Raw genomic sequence first — 19900 nt, 5'->3', positions numbered from 1 at the left:
CCCGGGGAAAGCCTGCGCAACAGGCGATAAAGCCCACGGAGCTTAACCAATGGATGGCATCGGGCTCAATAAAGATCGTCGATGGTGGTCAGCGGCAGGTCAGGCGATGGCGCTTTTCCCGCCGGTCGAGATCCTCGCTGCGGCACTTTCGACAGTGACCATGGCGGCAAGGCTACTGCTGCGGAATCGCCACGTGGACGCGCAGGCCGCTGCCGTAGGGCGAGTCGAGCAATTCGATGGTGGCGCCGTGCAACTGGGCGGCGCGTTGCACGATCGACAGGCCCAGTCCGAAGCCGTCGCCGTGGCTGCCGGCTTCGCGATGGAAGCGGGCGAACACGCTGGCGCGGCGTTCGGCCGGGATGCCGGGGCCATCGTCGATGACGTCGATCAGCGCCATGCCCTGGCCCTGCTCGATCGCAAGTTGCACCTGGCCGCCGTGCGGAACGTGGCGCAGCGCGTTCTCGACCAGATTGCGCAACAGCGCCGCGAGTGCGGCTTCGTAGCCCTGCACGGGCACGTGCGGTGTCAGCCGCGCAAAGCTCAGATCCACCCCGCTGTCGGCGATCACGGCCGACAGCTCCTCGATCACGTCCATCGCCACGGCGACCAGGTCGATGTTGTTGCGTTGGCCCGACGCCGCGCCGGCTTCCAGCCGGGCCAGCGCCAGCAGTTGTTCGATTCGCCGCGCCAGCCGCGCGAGACCGTGCTGGGCGCTGCCCAGGCCGGTTTTGAGTTCCGCCGGATCGGTGGCGATCATGGCGCTTTCGAGGTTGATCATGGCGCTGGCCAGCGGCGTGCGCAGTTCATGCGCCACGTCGGCGCTGAAACGGCGTTCGCGTTCCAGCGCATCCTCCAGCCGCGCCAGTTGTCCGTTCAGCGCGGTGAGTACGGGCTGCAATTCCTGCGGCGCGGCGGGCAGGCGGACCGGTGCATGGCTGCCCGGTTCCCGGGTCGAGAGTTCACGGGTCAGGGTTTCCAGTGGGCGCAGCCCGCGTTTTACCGCCCAACCCACCAACCAGGCCAGCAAGGGCAGGCCGATCAGCAGCGGCAGGCTGTGCTCCAGCCATACCGCATGCATGATGTCGTTGCGGCTGTCGTAGCGCTCGCCGGTGCGGATCACCACGTTGTCGACGTCGTCGCGCAGGGTGAATATGCGCCATCGATAGCTGCCCTGGCGCACGTCACGGAAATCGGCGTCGGTATCGTTCGGTGGTGGCAGGGTCGCGATGTTCGTGGTGGCCAGCACGGTGCGGCCGGCATGATCGAATACCTGGAAGCCCACTTCGGATTCGTAGGTTCGGTGTTGCCGGGGCTGTTGGGCCTGGCTGACCTCGATCGGCACCAGCATGCCGGCGGCATCGCGGCCCTGCAGCGCGGACAGGCCGGCGTGTTCGATCAGCACCTGCAGGGTACGTGCCGATTGCGCCAGCCGGCCGTCGGAAAGCTCGTCCACCTCGGTGATTGTGCGCTGGAAGCTGAATACGCCCAGCGGCAACAGCACCGCCAGCAACACGAGGATGATCAACAGCCGCAGTCGGCCGTGCAGGCTCGCCGGTTTTCGCGGGCTGGTCGATGTCATTTGGGTTCGCGCGGAATCATGTAACCGAAGCCGCGTACGGTCTGGATGGTGTCGAAGCTGAGCTTGCGACGCAGCGTGTGCACCAGGACTTCCAGCGCGCTGCTGCCGACGATGTTGTCCAGCCCGTACAGCGAATTCTCCAGGCTCTCGCGGCGCACCAGCCGTCCGGCGCGCTCCATCAGGATCTGCAGCAGGGCGAATTCGCGTTTGGTCAGTTCCACCCTTTCGCCACGAAAGCTCACCTCGGACGTGCCGAGGTCGAGGCTCAGCGCGCCGGCCTCGATGCGGTTTGCCGCCAGCCCTTGCGCGCGCCGGGTCAACGAGCGGATGCGTGCCGCCAACTCGTCCAGGTGGAACGGTTTGACCAGGTAATCGTCGGCACCGGCATCGAGGCCGGCAACCCGGTCATCCAGCCTGTCGCGCGCCGTCATCACCATCACCGGCGTGGTGACGTGGCTGCGGCGCGCTTCGGTCAGTACCTCCATGCCGTCCTTGCCGGGCAGGCCAAGGTCCAGCAATACCAGGTCGGCGGTCTGGTCGCGCAGCGCGCTCAGCGCCTCGCGGCCGTCACGCAGCCAGGTGACGGTATAGGCCAGACGTTCCAGCGCCCGCGCAATGGCGGTGCCGAGCTGGGTATCGTCTTCCACCAGAATGATGTGCACGGTGTTCCCTTCGAGGTCAGGTCCGCGAACCGATCCGCGGCAAGCATGACATGTCGCCGGATTATCCCGGGCTTCGCTTACGAAGGGCTTAAAAGTGCGCGGAGCGAGCCTGCGCCTGGGGTTTGTTCAATATTGCCTAACGCGTTGTCTGTCGGATTGGCCGTGCGTTCGCCCGCGTCCAGGTGTCGCCATTGATGGAGCGGCGCGGCTGTGCCGTGCTGCTCTAAATCACGTCGATGAAGCTGTTGATCGACAGTCGTCCCAATACCGGATCGGGTGGTGGAATGTCGTGATTCTCGATGCATGCCGAGTGCAGCGAATTGCGCCGGTAGACCAGCATGCGGTTGAACACGGCATCGGCCTTGGCGGTCTGCTCGAACAGCGCGGTGTCGCCATTGATATAGCCGGGAGCCGGGGCGTCGGCGCCCTGACTTTCCGTTTCAAGCTGACGGAAATAGGTTTCCTTGCGCGCATCGTCGATGGACTCGAAACCGGTCTGGCGGTGGCGGTAGAACGCGGTGCCGCCCCAATGGCCGTGAAACAGGTAATGCACGGTTGCCAATCCGTCGCTGCCGGTCGAATCGATATGCGGTACCCGTTGCAGGAACTTCAGTTCCTGCGGAGGCGTGGCCACCAGCGAGTAATGGCACATCGAGAATTTGAAGCGCCCGGGCTGCATCCCGAAATGCTCGGGCAACAGCGGATTGAGCACCGACTCGAGAAAAGGCGAGTACATGGCCGGAGCCCGCGTACGCGGGCCCGGAAAGTAGTTGCTCCGGAGATCGAAGGGACGCCGCGCGGCCTTGCGAACCAGACGTTCGGGGTCAGCGACAAGATGGTCGATGACCAGCAGGACCGCACCTTCGTTGCCGAAGGTGCGTTTCTCGATGCGCATGTTGGCATGGCGTTCGATCAGCATGATGAAGGTCCCGGAGTTTGTGAAAAAAGCCACTTTCCGTGGCTTTTTTCCATGGCGCGTCGGTGCGTGCCCGAACGCGTTCACGCGATTTCGTTACTTGCGCGATCCATCCGCGCTCGGGCATCGGGCAACTGCTCCATGCGTTGCCTAAACTCGGGCATCGGGCAACTGCTCCATGCGTTGCCTCAACTCGGGCATCCATGCCCTCGCCATGCCCTCGCGACGCCCTTGCGTTGCCGTGGCCGCGGGTTGAGCGGTTGAAAAAACCAGCCTCTCAGCCCAACCGGTGCATGTCCCAGATACCATCCGGCGACTTGCAGTAGCGATCGATGAACTCCTGCTGCAACGGCAGCAGCGGCAGCGTGCGATCGATCGGCCCGCGGATACTGTCGAGCAGGCGGCGCAGGTCGGCGTCGGATATCTCCCGCGTTACCGGGTGATGCTGGTTCGGCATGATTTCCTGGCCCAGCAAGACGTGCATCCACGAGGTGGTTGCGAACAGTTCTCCCTGATCCTTCCAGACATGCGCGCGGTCACGCCAGGCATCGATGCGGATCTGGAGGGAATCCGGCAAGGTCATCTCGCGGCAGTCCTTCCACATCTTTTCTTCGCGCTGGTTGGCGTGATAGTGCAGGGTGATGAAGTCGCGCACATGTTCCAGTTCGCCACGGCAAACGTCGTTGTAGCGCTTGACCAGCGAATCAGGGATGCCTTCGGACGGGAACAGCTCAACCAGCAGCATCACCGCGCTCATCGCCAAGTGGATGCTGGTCGATTCCAGCGGCTCGATGAAGCCGCTGGCCAGGCCCAGCGCCACCACGTTCTTGTTCCAGGCCTTGAGCCGGCGGCCGGTGCGGAACTTCACCTGCCACGGATCCCTGACCGGCTCGGCACCGACATCGTGCAGCAACTTGGCGCGCGCCTCGTCGTCGGACATGTAACGGCTGTCGTATACCAGCCCGCAACCAACGCGATGCTGCACCGGGATGTGCCAGCGCCAGCCCGCTTCATGGGCGATGGCGCGCGTATACGGCACCGGCGACGGATCGACCGACTGGGTCTGCACCGCAATCGCGCGGTCGCAGGGCAGCCAGTGGTTCCAGTCCTCGTAACCGGTTTTCAGCGTCTGTTCGATCAACAGGCCGCGGAAGCCGGTGCAATCGATGAACAGGTCACCTTCAATCACCTGGCCATCGTCCAGCACCAGCGCCTCGACGTAGCCGCTATCGGGATTCTGGCGCACTTCCTTGATCATGCCCTCGATCCGGTTGATCCCGTAACGCTCGAATTTCTTGCGCAGGAAATCGACGTAGAGCGCAGCATCCATGTGGTACGCGTAGTTGATTTCCGGGTTTTCGGTCAGCGCGAACTTGTCCTCCAGCGCAGCCATCGCTTCCAGGCTGAAATTGCCCAGATCCGACTTCATGCCACGGCGCACGCTCTCCAGCCAGTACTGCTGGAACCCGGCGACCAGTGTTCCCTTGCCCGTGTTGCCGAAGGGATGGATGTAGCGATGGCCTGGCCGGACGAAGTTTTCGAACGAGATGGCCAGCTTGAACGTGCCGGCTACCGCGCGCAGGAATTCCTGCTCGTCGATGTTCATGAACCGGTGGAAGTTGCGAACCGGTGGCACGGTGGCTTCGCCCACACCGACGGTGGCGATCTTGGACGATTCCACCAGCGTCAGCTCGATCTGGTCCTTCAGCTGATACGCCAGCGCGCTTGCCGCGATCCATCCCGCCGTGCCGCCACCGGCAATAACCACCTTGCGAATTCTGTTGTTGCCCACGTCTACCCCTCCCCATTTGGTCGTACCGCATTTTCCCCCGCTTTTGCAGGGATCCGTATTACTTGGGACGTTTTGCCGCGCCCGCTCTAGGGCGGTTTGAAGCGTCCGTCAACATCGATGGCGTTCATCGGTTGAGCCGGTCGATCAGCATGGCGCGCAGCCGCCGGATACTGGTTTCGTCGAGCGGCCCTAGCGCGCCGCGTGCGCCTTCGGGCAGGTGCTCGCCGGCACGCTCGGACGGTCCGAAAACGTAATAATCGAAGACCTCGCGCCAGGCGCGTTTCTCCTCCTCGGGACGGTCGCGGATGGCCCACAGCGCGTGGTAGAGCGCGTGCATGGGTGTCGGCACATAGTGGGGCACGCTGCTCCACCAGTAGTTCACCAGCACGTTGAATGGCTCGAGCCCTTCAACATGGTGCCACCACATGTTCGGAATGAATATGGCGTCACCCGGCTCCAGCTCGACGCGTTGCGCCGAGGCAAGGGCTTCACGAAAACGCGGATACTTCCCGAAATCGGGCGCGGCAAAATCGACGACGCTGACCGCCTGGCCCCCCGGGGTCGGTTCCAGCGGCCCGGGATACAGGTTCTTGATCTGCTCCGGCGGGAACAGCGTGAATCGACGGCGCCCTACGGCGTTGCAGGCGATATTGTTCATCGCGTCGTAGTGTGCCGAGGCGATGGTGCGGTTGCCGATCCAGATGCGCGGCGGAGCATCGATTCCGTTGGCCGCGAAATTCAGATCGTCGGTATCGCGCAGGCCCGGCAGCAAGGCGTCGACCGGCGCCGAGGCCATGTACCAGGTAGGCGGCTGCGGGTCATCGAGATGTGCGCCGATCTCGTCAATGAGTTCGGTAAGCGTGCCGCGCATCACCTGGCAGTTGATGGCGGTGAAGTCGTCGTTGTAGAACACGCGCCCGGCGATATCGGGCGCGCCGTAGGAGTATTGGATTGGCCGCTGATTGTAAAAACGGGCCAGGCAGGCCATGACGTCGCTCGTCGAGCGCTGTCCCGCCTGCGTCAGCTGCCAAGCACGCACCAGTCCGCGCAGTACAACGGGTTGTCCTGCTTCGAGCAATTCGTCGACGGGAAGCGCGTCGGCGCGAACATCCGATCGCTCGCGGACGCTGGCAACTGGTTCCCTCATGGCAATCAACCCGCGTTGGCGGCGACTGTCTCCTGGCTCAGGCGGCGCTGCTTTTCAGCCATCAGCCGGCGCATGTTGTGCATCGAGGCCAACACCAGGTAGGCGCCCTCGAGATAACCCGAGCGATGCAGTGAATGTAGCGATTCCGCGTCCAGGGTGGCCAGTCGTTCGCGGTCGATGCCGAGCAGGCCGGTGACGTTGGCGCCGTGCTCGTTGTCGAACTTGATATCAAGCGTGAGGGGCTGGATCAGATCAAGGGAATCGAAGGCCGCGTACATGGCCTTGCCGCCTTCCACGCCGTCTCGAATGCCGCGCAGCATGCTGGTGACGTGTTCGAGGTACGGGCTGTTGCCACCCTGGGGAAGAAACACCGCTTCGCCTTCTTCGAAGTTGACGCGCGGGTGGTCCAGATCAACGCTGATCACAGCTTCGCGGCGCAATTCGCCGTCGATGTTCTGCTCCTGAAAACCAATCAGGAAAGGACCCCGTGCAATGTGAGCGGGCAAATAGGTCGCTTTCCACTGTTCACCGTCGAGAAAAAGATTCTCGTTGACGCCGAAACCAAGAAGCACCACCGACTGGTATTCACCGTCCTCGTTCTTGCGGAAGAAGATCGGATATTCGCGCACCAGCTCGGCATATTCAGTGGGGTAGGCCGGCACCATGCCGATGTCATCCCCGTAGGACGCCCCAAAGCGGGTGGCAACGCGCAAACCCTTGTGCGCCACATTGTTGAGCATTTCGTAACGTGCCATTCGGCTCCCCCAAGGAATTGCTTTTGCACACTTATTTTGAATCGTTGTCAGCATTTGATCTTACCGCAGGCGGCACAAAAAAAGGGGCCACTGCAAGCAGTGGCCCCCGTTTTTTACCCTACTGACGCAATTAGAACTTGTAGCGGACACCAAGCCCGTAACGCGGATCCTGGTCGACCACTCGCACGAACTGCTTGCCTGTACGTCCATACCAGCGCACGTCTTCGCCGGTCAGGTTGATGCCTTCGAACTGGAACGACAGGTGATCGTTCAAGTCGTAGTTCACGCTCAGGTCGGTCTGGTGGTACTGAGCGACGTAGGTCGGGTTGGTGGCAGAGGCTGCCGTCAGGAACGAGGCACGCCAGTTGTAGGCCAGGCGTACGGAGAAGTTGTACTTCTCGTACATCAGCACGGCGTTGGCGCTGTCACTGAGGCCGAGCAGCGCGAACTGATCGACGCTCGGGCTGCCACCATTTTTGTAGTGAACGTCGCCGTCGACCTTGGTGTAGTTCGCCAGGATGCCGAAGCCGGTATCGCCGAGGAAGTACTGACCACCAAGCTCCCAACCGTGCAGCATGGCGCTGTGCACGTTGGCCTGCTTGGAGATTTTGTACATGTACAGCGGGTCGTCCGGGTTGGCGGTGACGTCGTGGCTGGATTCCAGATCCAGGTTCTGGGCGTCGGTGCCGTTGAAATCGGCCAGACCGCCGTTCCACTTATTGGTCGACCCCTGAAGGTCGATCAACGAGATCGCGTCGAACAGGGTCGTGTCGTTGATTGCGCATGGCGCCCCTACCTGAGCTGCACACTGTGCGCTTCCCAGGAAAGCCTGGGCCTGCAGAGCACGCGGGCCCGAGGTCGGGTCACGCTGGTCGTACAGGCTTCCGTCCGACACCGTGGTGCCGATGAAGTTGCTGACGCGCTTGTCCCAGAACGTTACCGACACGTAGCTCGACTTGGCGAAGTACCAGCCCAGGCCGAGGTCCAGGTTGTCTGATTCGAGCGGCTTCAGGCCCGGGTTGTTGCTGGCACCGGTAGCCTGCGACGAGGGGTTGACCAGGATGGAGCCGCTCGGGTTGCCTACGGTGGAGCCCGCGTACAGGTTGCTGTACGGCGAACGTGCAAGGGTCTTGCTGTACGAAGCGCGGCCCTGCAGCGCGTCGGTGAAGTCGATGCTGAAGTCGACGTTAGGCAGCAGGTTGCTGTAGCTGCCGCTTCCGGTGATGGGCTGCACAGTTGCGCCGGACGGGTTCTGGAAGTCGTTGTTGGACAACCAGAGAATGCCGCTCGGCAACGCGAGCTGCGTTTTGGAGCTCACGTCGGTCTGCTCGTAGCGCATGCCGAAACGCGTGGTGGTCGGCAGGTCGCCCAACTGGCCTTCCAGCACGAGCTGTGCGTACGCAGCCTTCGTGTTCTCGACCACGGTGTTGTCGGCTGCCAGGGTCTCCCTGACCATGTAGTTGGTGCCCGGGTACTGGCTGACCGCAAACTTGGCCAGGTCGTCGGCGTTGCCGATCCAGGTGCTCTGCGCGATACCGTTGGTGTTGAAGTCATTGAACAGGCCGGCCGTGTTGACCTGGTGAACGAGACTATCTGCCAGGTCCGGATAGGCGCCAGCGTCATTCACGCTCCAGTCGCCCATCGCTTGATAGTTCTGGGCCGCCTGGGTGCGATGCAGCTTGGTCTTCATGATGTCGGCACCGAACTGGAACCGACCGTTGTCGAACTCCAGCTCACCGCCGAACTTCGCTTCCTTGACTTCGGTCTTCTGCGATTGCGCGTCGATGCGCACGGGCTGGATGCCGAGATTGTTGACGCCGAACGGCTGGTTGACCAGGCCAGGACCGGTGGAGTCCGTGGTCGGGTACCAGGTGCGGGTGGCAATGGGCAGGCTGTTGTTGAAATGGTATTCCTGCGCCCACGAGCCGCCGCACTGCGGGCCGGTCGCGCAATTGTTGGTGCCCGCGAGGCCTACAGCCGTGGCGCCGCCACCGGTAAGCCCGTCATTGGGTACGCTCTGGCTCTTCGCATCGTGCAGATCAAGCGTCAGCTTGAGGCTGTCGGTGGCCTGCCACTCGGTATTGAAGCCGATATCGTCCAGCTTGTACCTCTGGGCGTTGTGCTGCTGCTCCATGCCGAAGTCTTTGGTCTGCACGACATCGCGAATGTACGTCGGCGTAGCCACAGCGCCGCTGGTGTCGAACGTCACGTCGCTGAAGTGCTGCTGCTGCAGCCACATCGACTGCTCACCGCGGTTGGAGGTGAGATCGTACCGGGAATACAGGTAGTCCAACGTCATGGTCAGGCCGTCGACCGGAGCAAGCTGCAGCACGGCATGAGCGTTCGTGCGCTTGCTCTCGAAGTCGTTGACCGCATAACGAACGTCGTTCGGCATGCCGTAGAGCTGGCCGATAGCCGGTGCGTTGGTGACGTTGGTGACGGCACCCTTGGTGGGGTCGAAATTGAAGCCGTTGGCGAAACCAGTCCAGGGCTGGATGGCCCAGTTGTTCTCGGTCGCTTCCACCGCGCCGCCGTGACGCTTGGCGAAGCTGGCGTCGAGGCCGATACCCCAGGTCTTGTCCGGGTTCGCGTAGCTGAAGTTGCCCGAGAATTCCGGCGTGATGCTGGTATCGAACGGCTGCGACTTGTCGAGCGTGGCCTTCGAACCGACCGAACCGATGAGCTTGCCGCCTTCATGGTTGAACGGGCGATCGGTCCGGATGTCGATGGTGGCACCAATACCGCCGCTGGCGACGTCGGCACGACCGGTCTTGTAGACCTCCAGCGAGCTGACACCGTTGGGCGACAGCTGGGCGAAGTTGAACGAACGCGTACCGCCGTTGACGCCGCCGATCGGAACCTGGCCGGCGGCACCGAAGGCGTCCGCGCCAGGAACGGTGCGGCCGTCGATGGTGATGAGGTTGAAGTCCGGGCCGAAGCCACGCACGGTGACCTGCGAGCCTTCGCCGTTGCGGCGGTCGATCGACACGCCGGTGATGCGCTGCAGCGATTCGGCCAGGTTGGTGTCCGGCATCTTGCCGATGTCTTCGGCGCTGACCGCATCGACACCGCCGATGGCGTAACGCTTGATGTTCATCGACTGTTCGAGACTGTTACGCACGCCGCTGACCGTCACGGTCTGCAGCGTGGTCGGATCGTTGTGCGTACCCGCCGTCTGCGCTGCCGGTGCGGCCGGCTGCGTGTCCTGCGCGTAGAGCGGGTTGATGATGACGGCACCACCGACGATGGTGAACATCACCTTCGACCTGAGGTGCTTAAACTTGTTGTGGTTCATTCGTGTGCACTCCCCTTCCAATTAATTGAACTCAATAGCAAACAATGGTGCGTGCGAAGTTTCTTATCCACGTTGTGGGTCCACCCACTTCATGGCCTTCAACCAAGTTCGCGCCACCGAATTCCGGTCCGGCATTCAGGTGACTGCTGGTTGACCAATAGACGTTTCCATCCCCGAAACGCCTGCGGACGCTGGTCCGCCTTTTCTGCCTCCCTCGGACTCCCCGAACAACCTCAGTCGGACGCCTGTGGGCACCCTTTGTCCCGTTGACTCGCCCACCGAACGCATATGTGCGTTGGACGGATGGCGAGTGCAGCTGATGTTAGCGTTAACATCTTTATCACAGCCCACATGCCCTGTCCAGCGCTGTCACGTCAGTGATCAGGACACGCGAAACGCCAGCGCCGATGTTGTCGGAACCGGCGGCAATCGTTGCCTCTCGTGCAACGGGATGTGCGGAATAGCGATGACCCATTTCCGGTGAGTTCCCCGCGAAAGCGCTTCTGTAGCGACGGTGTACATGAGTGTGACAGCGCTGTCAATTTTTCGTAATATGGCCTTCGGGAATCCGCATGGCAGCGTCAGACAGGGGAAGATGCCGGGCTGATATATGCATATGCCAAATGGTTATGCCGGCGGCCTCGGTTGAACCCAGGGGAAGGGGCATTTCATTGATGGATACCAGGGGAGGTTGCCGATGAGGGCGCGCATCGAGGACGTGGCGCGGGAAGCCGGGGTATCCCCGAAGACGGTTTCGCGCGTGCTCAACAATGAGCCGAACGTCCGGAATGAAATGCGCGAGCGCATTCTTGCGGCCGTGGAGATGCTTGGGTATCGCCCCAATCCGTCCGCGCGCAGTCTCGCCAGCAACCGGGCGTTCCTGGTTGCCTTGTTGTACGACAACCCGTCACCCCATTACGTCATGGAAGTTCAGCAGGGGGCGCTGGAGGCTTGTGACGCGCATCAGTACAGCATGATGGTTCGGCCGCTCGTATCGGGCGCACCCGATTTCGTCGAGAGGGTGGACGTGTTGATATCGCAGTTCAGGCCGGACGGCCTGCTGTTGACGCCACCTATCTGCGACCATCCGGCGTTGCTGGATATGCTTCGCACCCGCAATGTCCCCTGGGCGAGCATCTCGCCCAAAAACTACACCGAAGGTGTGGGTGCCACGCTGGACGAGCGTTCGGCGTCCTGCGAAATGGTGCTGCATCTCGCGTCGCTGGGGCATCGGCGGATTGCCCACATCACCGGGCACCCGACGCATGGTGGCAACGTGTGGCGCTTGCGCGGCTATCGTGACGGCCTTGAGCAGGCGCACCTTGCCTACGATCCGGAACTGGTTGTCGAAGGCCGGTTCTCTTTCGATTCGGGCGTGGCGGGAGCGCGTCGCCTGTTTGCGCTGGAACACCGGCCCACGGCGATTTTCGGCGCCAATGACGACACGGCCGCGGGCATCCTCTGGGCGGCGGCCGAACGGGGGCTCAAGGTGCCGAAGGACCTTTCCGTTTGCGGCTTCGATGACATCCCGCTTGCGCGCCAGGTGTGGCCCGCGCTGACCACGGTGCGTCAACCCAGTCAGGACATGGGGCGGATCGCTGCGATGCAATTGCTGCGCACCATCAAGAGTGGGAAGCCGGGCCAGATGGTGTCGGTGCCGTATACGTTGCGCCTGCGACAGTCCACGGGGGCGGCGCCCAGACGCGTGCGCCCCTGACGCGAGGGAGGATTCGCCCGGGCGTTTTTTTTGGAACGCGTTGCGCCGCCGCGGTTGATTGACAGCGCTGTCACATTCGGCAAATACTCGAACGGATACGAGGTCGTGTGGCAATCACGCCATGGCGCACAGCTGGGGAGAGTCACCATGCAGCTTGTCTTTCGTGATCGACGAGTGTCGATCAAACGGGCTTTCACGACGGCAGGAGCGCTGGTCTGCGCTTTCACCGTGGCCAGCGCCTGCAGCGCGGACGTCAAGCCCACACCGACCGATGGGGTGCACTCGGCCGTAGTGCACCCGGACGCATGGCCCAAGGTGAAGTGGCCGTTCGCGCACGATGCGGCGCTGGAACAGCGCGTGAAAAGCCTGCTGGCCAAAATGTCGGACGAAGACAAGGTAGGCCAGATCATCCAGGCCGACATCGCCAGCGTTACCCCGGACGAGGTGCGCAAATATCGGTTGGGCTCGATCCTGGCGGGTGGCAACTCCAAGCCCGGCGGCAAGCTGTCCGGCGGCCAGGCCTGGCTGGAATTGTCTGACGCGTTCTATCACGCGTCCGTCGACACCTCCGACGGCGGCCTGGGGATTCCCGTGCTGTTCGGCGTGGACGCCGTGCATGGCCACAACGATGTGGTCGGCGCCACGATCTTCCCGCAGAACTCCGCGCTGGGCGCCATGCGCGATCCCGCGCTGGTTGCCGAAATCGCCGCCGCCACCGCCGAGGAGGCGCGTGCGACGGGCATCAACTGGACGTTCGCGCCCACGCTCACCGTGCCGCAGGATGATCGCTGGGGCCGTGCGTTCGAGGGTTATTCGGAAGATCCGGCCGTGGTGGCGAGCTATGCCGCCGCCGTGGTCGAGGGCTTGCAGGGCAAGCCGGGCAGTGCCGACTTCCTCGACAATGCACATGTCATTGCGTCGGCCAAGCATTTCGTGGGCGACGGCAGCACCAAGGACGGCAAGGACCAGGGCGACGCCGAAGTCAGCGAGGAGAATCTTCGCGACGTGGCCTCCGCCGGCTACCCGCCGGCCATCGCCGCCGGCGTGCAGACCGTCATGGCGTCGTTCTCCAGCTGGAACGGCGAGAAGATGTCCGGCCACAAGGGCCTGCTGACCGATGTGCTGAAGGGGCGCATGGATTTTCAGGGCTTCGTCGTTGGCGACTGGAATGGCCACGGCCAGGTGCCCGGCTGCACCAACGAGGATTGCCCGCAGGCGATCAATGCCGGCATGGACATGTTCATGGCGCCGGACAGCTGGCGCGGGCTGTACAAGAACACGCTGGCGGAAGTGAAGTCCGGGGTGATTCCGATGTCGCGCCTGGATGACGCGGTATCCCGCATCCTGCGCGTAAAGATGCGCCTGGGCCTGTTCGACAAGGGTTCGCCGTCGTCGCAGGTTTCGGACAACCCGTCCTATGCCCTGGGCAGCCCGGAGCATCGTGCCATCGCACGGCGTGCGGTTCGTGAAACGCTGGTGTTGCTGAAAAACCACAACGGCATCCTGCCTCTGAACCCGAAGCAGCGGATCCTGGTGGCCGGCGACGGCGCGGACAACATTCCCAAGCAGTCCGGTGGCTGGACCTTGACCTGGCAGGGCACCGGCACCACCAACGCCGATTTCCCGAATGGCCAATCCATCTGGGGTGGCATCCACGATCAGGTTGTGGCCGCCGGTGGTACGGCGCAGTTGTCGGTGGACGGCAAGTACACCCAGAAGCCCGACGTTGCCATCGTGGTCTACGGCGAGAATCCGTACGCCGAATTCCAGGGTGACATCCCCAACCTGTTGTTCTCGCCTGGCGACAGCAGCAACCTGGACATGATCAAGCGCCTGCGCGCGCAGGGGATTCCGGTGGTATCGGTGTTCCTGTCCGGGCGGCCGTTGTGGGTGAACCCCGAAATCAACGCGTCCAACGCGTTCGTGGCGGCATGGTTGCCCGGTTCCGAGGGCGGCGGCGTGGCCGACGTGATCCTGCGCACCGCAGCCGGCGCGATCAACCATGATTTCCACGGCAAGCTGGCGTATTCGTGGCCGCGTACGGCCGTGCAGACGCCGCTCAACGTGGGCCAGAAAAACTACAACCCGCAGTTCGCGTTCGGTTATGGCCTGACCTACAAGGACAAGGACACGCTCGGCACGTTGTCGGAAGTTTCCGGCGTCAAGAACAGTGCCGTTGCACCGGGTCTTTACCTGCAGCGGGGCAAGCCTGTCACCGGGCTGACGCTGCAATTGACGGGGGCCGATGGCGCCACCCTCGACGAGGTTGTCGCACCGGCACGTTCGCGCGACGGCAGCATTCGCCTCACCGCCATCGACTACCAGGCGCAGGAAGACGCCCGCCGTGTCGAGTGGTCCGGCGCTGGCGCCGCTTCGGTGGCACTGCATGCGGCATCGAAGCTGGATCAGGATCGCCAGACCAATGGCGACGTTTTGCTGGTGACCACCATGAAGGTGGATGCGCTGGCTCCGGGCAAGGTCAGCCTTGCCGTCGCTTGCGGTGCCAAGTGTGGCGCCAGCGTACCGCTGGATGCCACGCTGGCGACCTTGCCCAAGGGCGAATGGCTGCGCGTTGGCGTCCCGCTGAAGTGCTTCCGCGAGGCCGGAGCGGACATGACGAAGATTGACGTACCGTTTCGCCTGCAAAGCGCGGCCAAGGCCACGCTGTCGATTGCCCGGGTGGCATTGGGTACGGACGTGGACAAGCTGGTGGCTTGCCCCACCCATTGAAATATCCTGTCGCGCGTGCGGGGCGCGCGACTTTTCCGCTCGACCGCAGCGGCAGGTTCATCTGCCGCCTGCATAACAACAATCCATAGAAGTCGAACGTTTATCGAATACGGGGAATGACATGAACGCTATCGCTGAACCGGTTACTGCGCGTCCAAAAACCACCGTGGTGTTTACCTGCGTGCTCGCCGCGCTGGCCGGGCTGATGTTTGGCCTGGACATCGGCGTGATTTCGGGCGCCACCCAATTCATCCAGAAGGAATTCCTGATCGACGACCACATGATCGAGTGGATCGTCAGCTCGATGATGCTGGGCGCGGCGATCGGCGCGCTGGGCGCCGGCTGGATGTCCTCCACGCTGGGGCGCAAGCGGTCGCTGATCCTGGCCGCCGTGATGTTCGTGGCCGGCTCGCTGCTCAGTGGTGGCGCATGGTCGCCGGAGACGCTGATCGCGGCGCGCGTGATCCTGGGCCTCGCCATCGGCGTGGCCACCTTCACCGCGCCGCTGTATCTGGCCGAAGTGGCGCCGGAGAACATCCGCGGCGCGATGATCTCGCTGTACCAGCTGATGATCACCACCGGCATCCTGGTGGCGTTCCTGTCCGACACGGCCTTCAGCTACACCGGCAACTGGCGCTGGATGCTGGGCATCATCGCGATCCCCGGCGTCCTGTTTCTGCTTGGCCTGTTTTTCCTGCCGGAAAGCCCGCGCTGGCTGATGATGCGCGGACGCAAGCAGGCGGCAACCGACGTGCTGCAGAAGCTGCGTGGTGATGCCGAGCATGTCAGCAACGAAGTAGCCGACATCGAAGAACAGCTGAAGACGCCGCAGAAGGGCTGGCACCTGTTCCTTGAAAACCGCAATTTCCGCCGCTCGGTGGGCCTGGGCGTGTTGCTGCAGGTGGTCCAGCAGCTGACCGGCATCAACGTGGTGATGTACTACGCGCCGCGCATTTTCCAGGACATGGGCTACGCCACCGCGGCGCAGATGTGGTTTACCGCCGCGGTGGGCCTGACCAACATGCTGGCTACGTTCATCGCGATCGGCTTCGTGGATCGCCTCGGCCGCAAGCCGATCCTGTATGCGGGTTTCAGCGTGATGGCGATTGGCCTGGGTCTGGTCGGCACGATGATGCATCTGGGCATCACCACGCATGGCGAGCAGATCTTCACCGTGGCCATGCTGCTGGTGTTCATCGTGGGCTTCGCGATGTCGGCCGGTCCGCTGATCTGGACGCTGTGCTCGGAAGTGCAGCCGCTGAAGGGCCGCGATTTCGGTATCGGCGCCTCGACCTTCACCAACTGGGTCGCCAACATGATCGTGGGCGCCACGTTCCTGACCTTGCTCAACGGCATCGGCAACGCGGCCACGTTCTGGCTGTATGGCGCGCTGAACGTGGTGTTCATCCTGATCACGTTCTTCCTGATCCCGGAAACCAAGAACGTTACGCTGGAGCAGATCGAGCGCAACCTGATGTCCGGCAAGCCGCTGCGTGACATCGGCCAGTAAGTACACGGCGCATCATTATTGAAACGGCAGAGGCCCCGCATGCGGGGCCTCTTGCTGTCAGCCGTCCGGTCGCGTCAGCTACTCGTCATCAAACCCGGTGTAATCCTCGGGGAAGACCGGCGTACCGTCGTCCTCCAGGCCCAGCATGTCGGTGAGCGCCTTGGCGGCGGCGGCTTCCGCCACATCACTTGCCCGGAAACTGCGGTTTTCGCAGATCGCGTAATAGACAGGAAAGCCGTTCTTGCTCGGCGTCACCGCGAGGTAGGCGGTATAGCGCGAGCCTTCCAGCGTGGCGCCCGAGCGTACCGTGAAGTTGGGGAACTCGCGTTCGGCCATGGTTCCTGTCCCGATGAAAACCCGCAGTGTATAGCGCGCCGCCAGTGCGTCATCATGGAAGGATGATTGGTGATGACTGTTTCGTGCCGCGCATCGTGCTGGATACCAATGTGTGTCTGGACCTGCTGGTGTTCCGCGACCCCGCCTGCATGCCGTTGCACGACGCACTGCAGCGCGGCGCGGTACACGCCATGACCCGGCCGGATTGCCGCGATGAATGGCTGCGCGTGCTGCACTATCCCGGCTTGCCGGTGGATGACACTTCCCGGCCGGCGCTGGTGGCCGCCTTCGACGCCTTGAACCACCTTGCGCCTGCACCGCTGACGGATGCGGTGGCGCTGCCGTTGCCGCGCTGCGCCGATCCCGACGACCAGAAGTTTCTGGAACTGGCCCTGGAAACGGGAGCAAGGTGGCTGCTCAGCAAGGACAAGGAATTGCTGAAGCTGGCCAGCCGCGCCCAGCGCGACTGCCGGTTTGCGATCCTGCAGCCGCAGGCGTGGTCGCTGGTTGAACCGTCGCCTGGTGCGACCGATCGCGTGTCGTAACTGCACCCAAGCCGGAGAGATGTGCCGATGCTCGTTCCCCACACCATCGACTGCCCGTATTGCGGCGAGCCGATCGATATTTTTCTCGATGCCTCGGTTCCCCATCAGCGCTATATCGAGGATTGCCAGGTCTGTTGCCGGCCGATCACGCTGGATGTGAGCGTGGACGAGGAGGGCATGCCGAGCGTCCACGCCAGCGGCGAAAACGACGCCTGAGCGAACGACGGCGCGTCGCTCAGTACGCCGTGCCGATAACGGCGATGCCGCCAGCGTGCAGCGCGTCGCGCGTGACGTCATCGCTCTGCGGGGTAACCGGGCGGCTGAGATCCCACAGCAGGCTGGCACGGAATCCCAGCGCGACCGCGTCCTGGGCGGTCCACAACACGCACACGTCGCGCGCCAGCCCGCAGACGTGCACTTCGGTGACGCCACGGTCGCGCAGCCAGCCGGCCAGCCCCGTGCTGGGGCGTTCTCCTTGCGGGCCGTGGTTTTCGCGAAACCCGCTGTAGGAGTCGACCTCGCGATGACTGCCCTTGCGGATCACCGCATCGACGGCCGACCAGTCGATGCCCGGATGCAGCGCGGCGCCCGGCGTACCCTGCACGCAATGATCCGGCCACAGTGTCTGCGGCTGGCCATGCAGCAGGATCTGGCCGAACGCCTCGGTGCCCGGATGCGAGCTGGCGAAGGAAGCGTGTCCCGAAGGGTGCCAATCCTGGGTGGCCACCACGTGGCGATAGCGGCCATGACGGAGCAGTCGATCGATGCCCGGCACGATGGTGTCGCCCTGGTGACACGCCAGCGCGCCGCCGGGCATGAAGTCCGGCTGCACATCCACCACGATCAGCGCGGTATCGGCAGGCATGAAGGGTTTCGTCGCATGGTTGAACACAATCACGGATTCTAGCTTGAGCCCTGGTTTGGCCGATGGGTAGGTGAACCGGCAGGCATAATGCGGCAGCCAATCACTCAAACGGAGCCGAAATGCAGTATGACCAAACGTGGATGGGCTATGGCATCGTCGGTGGTTTGCAGGCCGGCGCGATTGCCGCCCTGGCCGCCATGCTCCTGTTTGGGTTTTTCCACTGGTTGGGTCGCCGCAACGGATGGAGCTACGGCCCGCAGATCGGCTGGACCTTTCTGTCGGCGGCGGTGCTGACGGTCAGTGGCGATCTGTGGAATCTGTTCTATTTCAATTACGCCCAGCTGCAATCGTTGCAGTTGCTCAAGGCCAAGTTGGCGATGGTGCATGACCCGGACGGCATCGGTCTTCGGGTGCTGTGCGAATTCCTTGGCGTGGGGGTCGGCATAGCCATGGGGTGGCTGTTGTCGCCGCACGGTGGTCTCGGTCATTTTCGCCGCAGCAAATGACGATGCCTGGTGGCTTGGTCGCCATCGCGAGTCGGACTTTCGGCGCACAAAAAAATCCCCGCATGGGGCGGGGAAAGCGGATGCGGGGAGGTTGAAGCATCCACGACAGTTAGTGTCGCCTAAGGAATATCGAACGAGCGTTCAAATACTGTAAAAACGGTGTTTATCCGCGAAGATCCTGAGACTTTGCGCACATTCCAGCCCTCTGCCTGCCGTCTGCCGGCTTTGGTCCCCGGCGGACTTGCCCCCGCCGCAGCGGAGCATCGGGCGCAAACGCCGATTCCGGGACGTCGCGCATGAAAGCCCGGCAGGGCGGATCTCCGCTTCGCATCCGGCTCCAGTATTCTTGCCGCCATGCCCACCTTCTCCCGCATCGCTACCGACACCGGCTACAGCTTCGGTGATGAACTGGCTGCCAGCATCATCCATGGCGTGGGCATCGTGCTCAGTATCGCGGGGCTGGCCATCCTGGTGGCTTTTGCCGCCTTGCACGGTGATATCCGGGTGGTGGTGGCCAGTGCGGTCTATGGCGCGACGCTGGTGTTGCTGTACACCGCGTCCACGCTTTATCACTCGATCCCGCTCGCCTCCGCCAAACCCACGCTGCGGGCGCTCGACCATATTGCGATCTATCTGCTGATTGCCGGCACGTATACGCCGTTCACCCTGATCGCCATGCCCGATCCCTGGGGCTGGCGCCTGTTTGCCGCGGTGTGGGCGCTGGCGTTGCTGGGCAGCGTGCTGGAGCTGGGCCTGCTCAAGCGCTATCACCGGTGGGCGGTGGTGTTGTATGTGGGTATGGGCTGGATCGGCGTGGTGGCGTTCAAACCGTTGAGCGAACACCTGCAACTGGGCGGCACGCTGCTGCTGCTCGGCGGTGGCCTGGCCTACACCTTGGGCGTGCCGTTCTACCTGTGGCGGCGGCTGCCGTATCACCACGCCTTGTGGCACGTCTTCGTGCTGGCCGGCAGCGTGCTGCATTTTCTGGCGGTGGTGCTGTACGTGATTCCGGATGCGGTGGCCTGACCCGGCTCAACCGAACAACAGGGCCAACCCGAACAATCCCACCATCACGAACGAAATCACCAGCTTGACGAGCGTGCCGAACAGCAGGCCAAGCCAGGTGCCGACACCTACATGCGTGGCCCGCAGCACGCTGTTGCCCGAGGCAAGTTCGCCGATCAAGGCGCCGGCGAAGGGGCCGATCAGCAACCCCGGGATACCGAAAAACATGCCGACGACCGTACCCAGCGCCGCACCCCACAACGCCCGCCGGCTGGCGCCGACGCGTTTGGCGCCCAGCGTGCTGGCGACGAAATCGACCGCGATGCCGGCAACGCCGAGCGCGCCGATGACCACCAGCCACCACACGCCAAGATGTCGGTAGCCGTCGACCGCCGCGGCCAGCCAGATGCCGCCGAACACCATCGGAATACCCGGCAGCACGGGCAGGATCGAGCCGAGCAGTCCACCGACGATCAGTGCGGCGGCCAGAACGTACAACGCCAGTTCCATCGAAGCTTCCCCCTGCCGGATTCATGCGGC

The 19900-nt window shown here is 63.2% G+C and carries 17 protein-coding genes; 7 read left to right on the top strand and 10 right to left on the bottom strand.

Annotated features, from left to right (window positions below; genetic code table 11):
• Positions 1-172 precede the first annotated feature (172 nt).
• The 7 genes from ASD22_RS08860 to ASD22_RS08830 form a co-directional block, all read right to left on the bottom strand.
• Positions 173-1579, bottom strand: coding sequence for an ATP-binding protein (locus tag ASD22_RS08860; RefSeq protein WP_056081944.1), 1407 nt, complete (start codon positions 1577-1579; stop codon positions 173-175).
• A complete protein-coding gene (locus ASD22_RS08855; RefSeq protein WP_056081941.1) occupies positions 1576-2241 on the bottom strand; it encodes a response regulator in 666 nt (221 codons plus the stop codon). Before ASD22_RS08855 ends, ASD22_RS08860 begins: the two co-directional genes overlap by 4 nt.
• Before the next feature lie 223 nt (positions 2242-2464).
• A complete protein-coding gene (locus tag ASD22_RS08850) occupies positions 2465-3244 on the bottom strand; it encodes a DUF6445 family protein (RefSeq protein WP_235577602.1) in 780 nt (259 codons plus the stop codon).
• A 190-nt stretch (positions 3245-3434) separates the two neighbouring features.
• Entirely contained in the window at positions 3435-4949 is a 1515-nt protein-coding gene (locus ASD22_RS08845) for a tryptophan halogenase family protein (protein ID WP_056081935.1), read from the bottom strand.
• Positions 4950-5073: 124 nt separating this feature from the next.
• Positions 5074-6096 (bottom strand): cupin-like domain-containing protein, encoded by a 1023-nt coding sequence (locus ASD22_RS08840; protein WP_056081933.1) that lies wholly within the window; start codon positions 6094-6096, stop codon positions 5074-5076.
• Positions 6097-6101: 5 nt separating this feature from the next.
• Positions 6102-6851, bottom strand: coding sequence for a SapC family protein (locus ASD22_RS08835; protein ID WP_056081930.1), 750 nt, complete (start codon positions 6849-6851; stop codon positions 6102-6104).
• A gap of 130 nt (positions 6852-6981) precedes the next feature.
• The gene (locus ASD22_RS08830) at positions 6982-10107 is read right to left on the bottom strand and encodes a TonB-dependent receptor (protein WP_235577601.1); all 3126 of its coding nucleotides are present in this window, start codon (positions 10105-10107) and stop codon (positions 6982-6984) included.
• Between the two features lie 736 nt (positions 10108-10843).
• On the opposite strand from ASD22_RS08830, the gene ASD22_RS08825 reads away from it, so the two are divergent.
• The 3 genes from ASD22_RS08825 to ASD22_RS08815 all read left to right on the top strand — a co-directional run bounded on the left by ASD22_RS08825 (position 10844) and on the right by ASD22_RS08815 (position 16103).
• On the top strand, positions 10844-11863 hold the full coding sequence (locus tag ASD22_RS08825) for a LacI family DNA-binding transcriptional regulator (protein WP_056081925.1): 1020 nt from the start codon (positions 10844-10846) through the stop codon (positions 11861-11863).
• A 147-nt stretch (positions 11864-12010) separates the two neighbouring features.
• A complete protein-coding gene (locus ASD22_RS08820; RefSeq protein ID WP_056081922.1) occupies positions 12011-14593 on the top strand; it encodes an exo 1,3/1,4-beta-D-glucan glucohydrolase in 2583 nt (860 codons plus the stop codon).
• Between the two features lie 121 nt (positions 14594-14714).
• Positions 14715-16103 carry a sugar porter family MFS transporter gene (locus tag ASD22_RS08815; protein WP_056081920.1) on the top strand — a complete coding sequence of 463 codons (1389 nt, stop codon included), beginning with the start codon at positions 14715-14717 and terminating at the stop codon, positions 16101-16103.
• 78 nt (positions 16104-16181) lie between these two features.
• On the opposite strand, the gene ASD22_RS08810 is transcribed toward ASD22_RS08815, so the two are convergent.
• A complete protein-coding gene (locus tag ASD22_RS08810) occupies positions 16182-16439 on the bottom strand; it encodes a hypothetical protein (RefSeq protein ID WP_056081917.1) in 258 nt (85 codons plus the stop codon).
• A gap of 62 nt (positions 16440-16501) precedes the next feature.
• Between ASD22_RS08810 and ASD22_RS08805 the strand changes: the two genes are divergently transcribed.
• Both ASD22_RS08805 and ASD22_RS08800 read left to right on the top strand, forming a co-directional pair.
• Entirely contained in the window at positions 16502-16984 is a 483-nt protein-coding gene (locus tag ASD22_RS08805; RefSeq protein WP_056081914.1) for a PIN domain-containing protein, read from the top strand.
• A 27-nt stretch (positions 16985-17011) separates the two neighbouring features.
• Positions 17012-17200 carry a CPXCG motif-containing cysteine-rich protein gene (locus ASD22_RS08800; protein ID WP_056084037.1) on the top strand — a complete coding sequence of 63 codons (189 nt, stop codon included), beginning with the start codon at positions 17012-17014 and terminating at the stop codon, positions 17198-17200.
• Between the two features lie 19 nt (positions 17201-17219).
• Here the strand turns inward: ASD22_RS08800 and pncA are convergent, their stop codons facing one another.
• Positions 17220-17849, bottom strand: coding sequence for a bifunctional nicotinamidase/pyrazinamidase (gene pncA / locus ASD22_RS08795; protein ID WP_056084035.1), 630 nt, complete (start codon positions 17847-17849; stop codon positions 17220-17222).
• Positions 17850-17989: 140 nt separating this feature from the next.
• On the opposite strand from pncA, the gene ASD22_RS08790 reads away from it, so the two are divergent.
• Positions 17990-18355 carry a hypothetical protein gene (locus ASD22_RS08790; RefSeq protein ID WP_235577600.1) on the top strand — a complete coding sequence of 122 codons (366 nt, stop codon included), beginning with the start codon at positions 17990-17992 and terminating at the stop codon, positions 18353-18355.
• A 354-nt stretch (positions 18356-18709) separates the two neighbouring features.
• Entirely contained in the window at positions 18710-19381 is a 672-nt protein-coding gene (locus ASD22_RS08785) for a hemolysin III family protein (protein WP_056081909.1), read from the top strand.
• A 6-nt stretch (positions 19382-19387) separates the two neighbouring features.
• Here ASD22_RS08785 and ASD22_RS08780 read toward each other — a convergent pair whose 3' ends face one another.
• Complete coding sequence (locus ASD22_RS08780; RefSeq protein WP_056081907.1) at positions 19388-19870, bottom strand: DUF456 domain-containing protein; 483 nt, start codon at positions 19868-19870, stop codon at positions 19388-19390.
• Positions 19871-19900: the final 30 nt, after the last annotated feature.

The sequence above is a fragment of the Rhodanobacter sp. Root480 genome, assembly GCF_001426645.1.
In the GTDB taxonomy this organism is placed as follows: domain Bacteria; phylum Pseudomonadota; class Gammaproteobacteria; order Xanthomonadales; family Rhodanobacteraceae; genus Rhodanobacter; species Rhodanobacter ginsenosidimutans.
The sequence above is the reverse complement of the archived record's forward strand: the minus strand, read 5'-3'. Positions and strand labels throughout refer to the sequence as shown.